5 protein-coding genes are annotated in these 8726 nt (G+C 76.1%); 2 read left to right on the forward strand and 3 right to left on the reverse strand.

Features of this window, described 5'->3' with window-relative positions:
* On the forward strand, positions 1-4028 hold a 4028-nt coding region (locus tag E1258_RS26830), incomplete at its 5' end, for an SCO7613 C-terminal domain-containing membrane protein (RefSeq protein WP_243715713.1).
* Between the two features lie 3 nt (positions 4029-4031).
* On the opposite strand, the gene purE is transcribed toward E1258_RS26830, so the two are convergent.
* The 3 genes from purE to E1258_RS26845 all read right to left on the reverse strand — a co-directional run bounded on the left by purE (position 4032) and on the right by E1258_RS26845 (position 7977).
* The gene (gene purE / locus E1258_RS26835; RefSeq protein WP_132406009.1) at positions 4032-4523 is read right to left on the reverse strand and encodes a 5-(carboxyamino)imidazole ribonucleotide mutase; all 492 of its coding nucleotides are present in this window, start codon (positions 4521-4523) and stop codon (positions 4032-4034) included.
* Entirely contained in the window at positions 4520-5683 is a 1164-nt protein-coding gene (locus E1258_RS26840; protein WP_132406011.1) for a 5-(carboxyamino)imidazole ribonucleotide synthase, read from the reverse strand. Before E1258_RS26840 ends, purE begins: the two co-directional genes overlap by 4 nt.
* A 182-nt stretch (positions 5684-5865) precedes the next feature.
* Complete coding sequence (locus E1258_RS26845; RefSeq protein ID WP_132406013.1) at positions 5866-7977, reverse strand: thioredoxin domain-containing protein; 2112 nt, start codon at positions 7975-7977, stop codon at positions 5866-5868.
* A 487-nt stretch (positions 7978-8464) separates the two neighbouring features.
* On the opposite strand from E1258_RS26845, the gene E1258_RS26850 reads away from it, so the two are divergent.
* The coding region (locus tag E1258_RS26850) for a hypothetical protein (RefSeq protein WP_132406015.1) at positions 8465-8726 on the forward strand (262 nt) is incomplete at its 3' end.

Below are 8726 nucleotides of genomic sequence, written 5' to 3' on the forward strand. Positions count from 1 at the left end.
ATGCCGGACTGCCCACCGATGCCGGACTGCCCGCCGGTGACGGTCTGCCCGCCGAGGGCGACCTGATCGGGGGCGGGCGATCCGCCCGGGGCGGCCGGCTCGCCGGGAGCCGGCGAGGCGGCGGGGAGAGCCGGCCGGAGGGCGACCCGGAGGAGTCCGGCGAGGTGCTGGACGCGACCGGCGGCACGTCGGTCGCCACGACGACCCGCCCGGTGCCGGCGCTGCGCGAGCTGACCTGGCTGATGCACGGCGCGGCGGTGGCGCTGGCGCTGGCGTACGCGGTGACCGCGCTGCTGCGCGCCGGCACGGTGCCGGCGGCGGCCGGGGCGGGCGCGGTGCTGCTGCTGGCCGCGCTGGTGGGGTTGGGCGGCGCGCTGGTGCTGCGCCGGCCGCCGCTGCCGGACGTGGCCGCCGCCGTCCTCACCCTCGCGGTGATCGGCGCGCTGGGCCGGGTCGCCTCGGTGGCCTTCCCCGGCCGGGCCCTGCTGCTCATCGCCGTCGTCATCACGCTCACCGGGCTGGCGGTGCGGGCCGTACCGGAGGCCGCGCGGCGCGGGCCGCAACTCGCCTCGGCGGCGGCGCTCACCGTCAGCGGCCTGATGGTGGCCGGCGGCGCACTGCGCGCCGGGCTGGCCCCGGCCCGGGCGGCCACCCCGACCTGGGCGGCGGACCTCGACCGGTACGCCGCGGAGCTGGCCGCCTCCGTCGGGCCGGCGGCCTGGCAGCTCGCCGCCAGCGCCTTCCTGCTCACCGTCGCCGCGGTGCTGGCGCTGCCCCCGCAGATCCGCCGCGAGTTCGCGGTGGTCGGGGCGGCGCTGACCGCGCTCGCCGTCCCCGCGTCGTTCGGCCTGGGCTGGACGGCGGCGCCGTGGCCGATGGTGCTCGCGGCGGTCGGCATCGGCGTGGTCGGCCTCACCGCCACGACGACCCGGGCCGCCACGGTGCACGCGGTCGCCGCCGCCGTGGTCGGTCTGCTCGGCGCGGGCGCCGGGCTGGCGCGGCCCGCGCTGACCGCCGCCGTGCTGTTCGTCCTCTTCGTGGCCGGTGCGCTGGTCGCGGTGGTGCCCCGGCTCCGGATGATCCCCGCCGCCGCGGACGTCGTCGCCACGTGGGCCGCCGGTGGGGCGGCGTTCGCGCTGCCGGGCACGGTCGCCGCGTTCGTCGCCGCGACCGTACCGACCGACCCGACGCCGACCCCGGCGAGCCTGCGCGAGGCCACCGTGCCGGTGTTGGCGGCGAGCTTCCTCGCGGTCTGCGTCACCCTCGGCCACGCCGCCCTCGTGCAGGTCTCCGAGCGGCGCATCCCCATGCCGCTGACGGTGGGCACCGGGCTCGGGGCGCTGGCGGTGACGGCCGCCGCGTTCGGCGCGCCGGGGGCCACCGCCGCCGACGCCTGGGTCGGCGCGCTGCTGCTCGTGGCGGGCGTGCTGGTCTTCCTCGCCCCGTCGATCGACGCGGGGCGGCGTGCGGACCTGGCGCTGGACGGCTCCGACCTGGCCGCAGCCGCGGTCACCACGGCACTGATCGCGACCCTGGTCCGGGTCGCGGCGGTGCTCACGCCGGGCGGCCAGCTCGTGGTGGCCGCCGCGCTGGTGGCGGTGGTCGCGGCGGCGGCACGGGCGATGCCCGAGCAGTGGCGGCGCGGGCCGATCCTCGGCCTCGCCATCGGCGGCACCCTGATCGGGCTGATCGCCGGCTGGAGCGCGCTGCGCGGCGGCTGGGGCGTGCTGGCCACCCCCGGTCCGATCTGGGCGGGCGACCTGTCCGGCTGGCCGGCCGCGCCGACCGGCGGGGCCACCTGGCAGGCCCCGGTCGCCCTGGCCCTGCTCGGCGTCGCCGCCGGGGTGCTGCTGCCGACCCCCTGGAAGTACGACGTCTCGGGCGCTGCCGCCGTCCTGGCCACCATCGGCATTCCGGCCGCCCTCGACCTGCCCTGGTGGTCCCCGGTGCTGGTCGGCCTCGCGGTCGCCACGGTCTTCGGGGCGGCCGCCGCCGCGTCGCTCGACCCGCGCGCCGGGGTGTCCCGGGTGACCGTGGCCGGGGCGGTCGCCCTGCACGCCGCCGGTGCCGGGTTGGTCCGGCCGTGGACGACCGCGCTGGCGCTGGGCGGAATCGCGCTCATCGGCGTCGTCGTGGCGGTCCTGGCCCGGGTGTTCGCCGCCCCGCTGGTGGACGACGTCGAGACCGACGGGATGCCGCCGCACCTGGTACAGGTCGGTGGGGTTGCGACGGGGGCCGCCCTGCTCGCGCTCCCCGGCGCGGTGGCCGCCCTGGCCGCCGAGTTCGGCCGGTCGCCCGAGGTGGTGCTGATGGCCGCGCTGGCCGCGTCGAGCCTGGGCCTGGCCGCCGTCGCCACGGTCCGCCGGCAGGTCCCGCAGTTTCTCCCGTACGCCAGCGCGGCCATCGTCGGCGGCGCGACGATCAGCGCGGTCGCCGCCATCGTGGCCGGCCTCCCCTCCGGCGTGTACGCGGCGGCCGGCGCGCTGCTCGGGGTGCTCGCCGAGCTGGTCCGCGCCGCCACCGTGCCGCCGGCCGGCTCGGCGCAGCCGGTCCGGCGCTGGACGGTGCTGCTCGACGGCGCGCTGCGCCGGGCGCCCGACGACGACGGGACGGCGGTGCGCTGGCGGGTCAGTCCGGCGGCCGGGGCGCTGGCCGCCGCGGCACTGCCCGTCGCGCTGGCCGTCGCCTCGCTCGCGCCCGCGCTACAGGTGGCGCTGGTCGAGCCGTACCGGGCGTTGGGGCGGGTGTGGCAGGGGCCACCGCCCGAGCTGCTCACGCCGCCGGCGGGCGCGGTCGACCCGACGCACGTGCTGACCGCGCTGCTGCTGACGCTGACCGCCGCGCTGGCCGCCGTCGGGTTCAGCGGCGGCCAGCGATCCCGGGCCGTGCCGGTGGTGCTGCCCGGCGCGGCGGTGACCCTGCTGATCGCGCCGACCGCCCTGGGCCACGGCTGGCCGGTGAGCGTGCTGGCCGCGCTGTCGGTGTTCACCATCTCGATGCTGGGGCTGGCGCTCAGCCCGCCCCCGCCGGCGGCGGAGCGGGCCCGGTCGCTGCGCACCGCCCGGGTGCTGGTCTTCGTGATCGGCCTGGCCGGGGGCGGCGCCGGGCTGCTGGGCAGCCTGGCCACCCGGGGGTTGACCCTGTTCACCCTGGGCGGGGCGGTCGGCGTGGGCATCGTCGCCGCCCTGTACGGCACCACCCAGCGTGCCCGCATCCTGGGCTGGCTGTTCGCCTCGCTGACGGCGCAGTTGTTCGTGCTGGTCGTCGGGCTGGTGGCGGGCCTGGCCGCGGTCTGGTCCGCGTTCGGGGTGCTGGCCGTCGGGGCGGCCCTACAGGTGTTCGCCGCGACGCTGCCCCGGCTGCGCCGGCCGGAGGCGCAGCGCGAGGCGGCCACGGTGGAGTGGAGCGGATACGCCGCCGCCCTGATCGCCCTGGCGCTGGCCTTCGACTCGCCCCGGCACATCGCCGCGCTGCTGGCCGCCTGGGGCGCCGTGCTCGGGGTGGCGGCGGCCCGCCCGAACCGCCGCCCGGTCGAGCGGCGGATCCTGTTCTGGGCGGTGGTGTTCTGCGAGATCGTCGCCTGGTGGATCCTGATGCGGGTCGCCGACGTGGCGCTGCCGGAGGCGTACACGCTGCCGTTCGCCGTGCTGGCCCTGCTGGTAGGGGTGCTGGAGCTGCGGCACCGGCCAGACATGTCGAGCTGGGTGGCGTACGGGCCGGCGCTGGTGGCCGCGTTCGTGCCGACCCTGGCGATCGTGCTGGCCACCGACTCCAGCATGCTGCGGCAGGTGCTGCTGCTGCTCGGCGCGGTGGCGGTGCTGATCTTCGGCACCACCAGCCAGCAGCAGGCCCCGGTGATCGTCGGGGCGGCGGTCACCGCGATCGCGGCGGTGCATGCGCTGTTCAGCCTGGGCCCCTGGTTGGTGCTGATCCCGGTGGGGCTGGTGCTGCTGGTCCTGGGTGCGAGCAACGAGCGCCGCCGCCGCGCGCAGGACCGCCTCCAGACCGCCCTGCGCGGAATGCGGTGACGGTCAGGTCAGAGTGGCGTGGAGGGCGGCTTCCTTTTCGGCGACCAGCTTCGCCAGGCCCTCCTGGTACGCCACCATGCGCGCCCGCAGGTCCCCGTCGGCGGCGGCGAGGATGCGGACGGCGAGCAGCCCCGCGTTGCGGGCGTTGCCGATGGACACGGTGGCCACCGGGACGCCGGCCGGCATCTGCACAATGGACAGCAGGGAGTCCATCCCGTCGAGGTGCTTCAGCGGCACCGGCACGCCGATCACCGGCAACGGGGTGACCGAGGCGACCATGCCGGGCAGGTGGGCCGCACCGCCGGCCCCGGCGATGATCACCTTGAGGCCCCGGTCAGCGGCGGTGCGACCGTACTCGATCATCTTGCTGGGGGTGCGGTGGGCGGAGACGACGCCCACCTCGTAGCCGATTCCGAACTCCGCGAGGGCCTCGCCGGCGGCCTTCATGGTCGGCCAGTCCGAGTCACTGCCCATGATCAACCCGACGGTGGTCATGCCGGTGCGCCTTTCGTCAGCCAGTGTGCGGCCCGCGCGGCCCGCGCCCGTACGTCGGCCAGGTCGTCGCCGAGCACCGTGACGTGCCCGATCTTGCGGCCGGGGCGCACCTGCTTGCCGTAGAGGTGGACCTTCGCGCCGGGCTCGGCGGCGAAGAGGTGGTGCAGCCGCTCGTCGATGGAGATCCCGCCCGGTTCCCCGCCGAGCACGTTCGCCATCACCACGGCCGGGGCGGTGAGCGAGGTGTCCCCCATCGGGTAGTCGAGCACGGCGCGCAGGTGCTGCTCGAACTGCGACGTGCGGGCCCCCTCGATCGTCCAGTGTCCGGAGTTGTGCGGGCGCATGGCCAACTCGTTGACCACCAGCCCGGCCGGGGTCTCGAACAGCTCCACGGCGAGCAGACCGACCACGCCGAGCGCGGTGGCCAAATCGATGGCGAGCTGCTGGGCTGCGACGGCCAGCGCCTCGGGCAGGCCGGGGGCGGGGGCGAGCACCTCGACACAGATCCCGCCGACCTGCACCGTCTCCACCACCGGGTACGCGGCGACCTGCCCGAACGGCGAGCGGGCCACCTGCACCGCCAGCTCGCGACGCAGCGCGACCCGCTCCTCGACGATCAGCCGGGTGCCGCCGGCCAGCAGGGTGGCAGCCAGCTCGGCGGCCTGCGCGGCGTCGTCGACCGGCCAGACACCCCGGCCGTCGTATCCGCCCCGGGCGGCCTTCAGCACCACCGGCCAGCCCTGCGCTTCGCCGAAGGCGACCAGGTCGGCCGGCTCGGCGACCGGCCGCCACGCCGGGTTGGGCGCGCCCAGCTCGCCGAGCCGATCCCGCATGACCCGCTTGTCCTGGGCATGCAGCAGGGCGTCGGCGGGCGGGAAGATCTTCACCCCCTCGGCGGCGAGGGCGCGAACGTGCGGCGTCGGCACGTGCTCGTGGTCGAAGGTGACCACGTCACACCCCTTCGCGAAGGCGCGCAGCGCGGCGAGGTCGGTGTGGTCGCCGTACTGGACTCCGGCGGCGACCAGGGCCGCGCCGTCGTCCGGAGCCTGCGCGAGCACGCGTAGCGACTGACCGAGGGCGATCGCGGCCTGGTGGGTCATCCGGGCCAGTTGGCCGCCTCCCACCATGCCGACAACAGGCAGACCGGTTCGGGTATCCATCTCGCGGGCCAGCCTAGCGGCGGCCCGACCTCGCCCCGCCCGGAGGTCGGCACCGCCCACCGGCCGGGTGGTCGGTTGCGGACCCCGCGCCGCCGGAGCACGGCGGGCCGTCAGCGCGCGGCGGCCGGGACCGCGCGGGGCGCGGGTGTGGGTGAAAGGGGTACCCCGCTATACCGAATGCGTTAACAGGGGGCCCTTCCTTGCAACTGGGCGAGGAGGTCTTCGACGGTGGTGACCGGGCGCTGGCAGACGAACCCCCGGCAGACGTACGCGGTGGGTCGGCCGTCGAGCATCGGCCGGTCGGCGAGCAGCGGCACGCCCGGCTGGTCGGGGCGGCCCGCGACCAGCACCGCGCCGGGCGGGGCGTGCCGGTACGCGGCTGCGACGAGCGGGTCGCCGGCCGGATCGTCGGTCACCACGGCGATCTCGTACGGGCCGGAGAGCAGCGCCTCGCCGGCGGTCGCCGCGTACCCGGTGAACCGGGCGTGCCGGGCGACGATCGGCGCGACGGTGGCGAGGGTGGCCTCGGCAACCTCCCGGTACCGGGGCTGGCCGCTCAGCGCCGCGTACGTCACCAGGGCGGCGACGATCGCGGACCGGCCCGACGGGGTGGCGTTGTCGGTCGGGTCGGCCGGCCGGGTGACGAGCCGCTCGGCGTCGTCGGCGGTGTCGTAGAACCCGCCGCCGGGGGCGGCGAACCGGGCCAGGGCGGTGTCCAGCAGGTCGCCGGCCAGCTCCAGCCAGCGCCCCTCGCCGGTGAGCTGGTGCATGGCGCAGAACGCCTCGGCCACGCAGCCGTAGTCCTCCAGCACGCCGGCCGGCTCGCCGACCAGACGATCGCGGGAGACCCGACGCAGCCGGCCGTCGACGAGGTGCACGGTGGCCAGGTGTTCGGCGGCGTCCCGCAGCGCGCCGTCGGCGACGATCGTGACCCCCTCCAGCAGGTTGGCGTCGGTTTGCTCGTCGCCGGTCCCGACCGCCTCGACGAGGCGGACGAACTCGGCGAGCGCGGTGATCGCCAGGCCGTTCCAGGCGGCCACCACCTTGTCGTCGCGGGCCGGTTGGGGGCGGGTGTCCCGGGCCGCGAGGAGCCGCCCGACGACGTCCCGCCAGCGCCCCCGGATCGCCGGGTCGGCGTCGTCGACGTCCCGGGCCAGCCGCAGCACGCTCGTGCCGTGCTCGACGCCCTTCCTTCCGTCCGGAATGCCGCCCTGCGGCGCGGAGGCGGGATGAGGGGCGAAGGTGCCGGACTCGGTGACCGCGAACAGGTCGGCGGCCCAGCGGCCGTCTGACTCCCCCAGCACCTCGACGAGCTGGGCCGGGGTCCAGGCGTAGGTGAGCCCCTCGACCCCCTCGGTGTCGGCGTCAAGCGCGGAGGCGAAGCCCTCGCCCGGCCGGTGCAGCTCGTCGGCGAGGAAGCGGGCGGTGTCGCGGGCGACGCGCCGGGCGAGCGGGTCGCCGGTGAGCCGCCACAGGTGGGTGTAGACCCGCAGCAGCAGGGCGTTGTCGTAGAGCATCTTCTCGAAGTGCGGCACGGTCCAGTGCGCGTCCACCGAGTACCGGGCGAAGCCACCGGCGAGCTGGTCGTGGATGCCGCCCCGGGCCATCGCCTCGGCGGTGTGCCGGGCGATCTCCAGGCTCTCTGCGGAGCCGGTGCGCTGGTGGTGACGCAGCAGGAAGAGCAGGTTCAGGTGCGGCGGGAACTTCGGGGCCCCGCCGAAGCCGCCGTTGTCGCGGTCGTACTCGCGGGCGAGCCGGGCGGCGGCGTCGTCGAGCAACTCGGCGGTGAGCGGGGCGGTCGGGCCGCCGACGGCCTGCGCGCCGCCGATCGCCTCGACCACCGCGGAGCCCTGCCGCAGCACGGCCTCGCGCTGCTCCCGCCAGGCGGTGCCGACGGACTCCAGCAGCCGGACGAAGTTCGGCTTCGGGAAGTAGGTCCCGCAGAAGAACGGGATGCCGTCCGGGGTGGCGAAGACCGTCATCGGCCAGCCGCCCTGACCGGTCATCGCCTGGGTGGCGGTCATGTAGACGGCGTCGACGTCGGGCCGCTCCTCGCGGTCCACCTTGATCGCCACGAAGCCGTCGTTGAGCAGCTTCCCGACGCCCGCGTCCTCGAACGACTCGTGCGCCATGACGTGACACCAGTGGCAGGCCGCGTAGCCGACGGAGACGAGCACCGGCACGTCGCGCCGCCTGGCCTCGGCGAACGCCTCGTCGCACCACGGCCACCAGTCCACCGGGTTGTCGGCGTGCTGAAGCAGGTACGGGCTGGTGGCGCTCGCGAGTCGGTTCACCCGTCGACCATATCCACCGCCCGGTACGGCGACATCGGGTACTCCGACGGCGACGGGCAACAACTAATTGTCTTGTTGACATGAACTAGCTTCGCGCCTACCGTCGACTTATGGTCACAGTCACATAAACGTGCTCGGCCGCGCGGGCAGCGAAGACCGCGACCGGCCGCCCCCTCCGACCGCCTCCGGGCCCAACCGACCCACGACTGTCCACGGACGGGACACCATGACGCATCACGCACCGACCGCCCTGGTCAACTCCTCCTGGTTCCGCGCCGACGGGCCATCCCGGCAGAGGTACGACTACGGAACGCGGGTGAGCGAGCAAGAGCTCGGGGTGGCCGCCGGCACCCGCCAACGTCCAGACCCAGGAGATCGACAAGCACCAGCGGATCATCGAGCGGCGGCTGCTCGCCGCCGTGCTCGACTTTTCGGCGGGGCGCAGCACCCGAACCGACGGCGGCTACGGCGGCGAGGGAACGGCACGATGAGCGCCCACCCCGCCCGGAACGCCGGGCTGGAGGTCAGCGGCGGCACCGTCTCGTTCGGCGGTGACGTCAACGCCGCGCAGCACAACCACCCCGTCGGCCCCGCCTTCGGCACCGCGGGGGACGGACCGGCGGAGCGGTCGGCCGACGTCGGCATCCTCACCGTCCTGTGGGAGGAGACGGCGGCGGTCGTCGAGCTGCTGCGCCGGGCCCGCGACTACCGGATCGAGCAGGTGCACGGGGGCGGCACGGTGCACCGGG

The sequence above is a fragment of the Micromonospora sp. KC207 genome (assembly GCF_004348615.1).
GTDB lineage: Bacteria > Actinomycetota > Actinomycetes > Mycobacteriales > Micromonosporaceae > Micromonospora.

Excerpts from the sequence above, each read along its gene's own strand:
- E1258_RS26840 (WP_132406011.1), bottom strand. The coding sequence starts at position 5,683 with ATGGATACCCGAACCGGTCTGCCTGTTGTCGGCATGGTGGGAGGCGGC.
- purE (WP_132406009.1), bottom strand. The coding sequence starts at position 4,523 with ATGACCACCGTCGGGTTGATCATGGGCAGTGACTCGGACTGGCCGACC.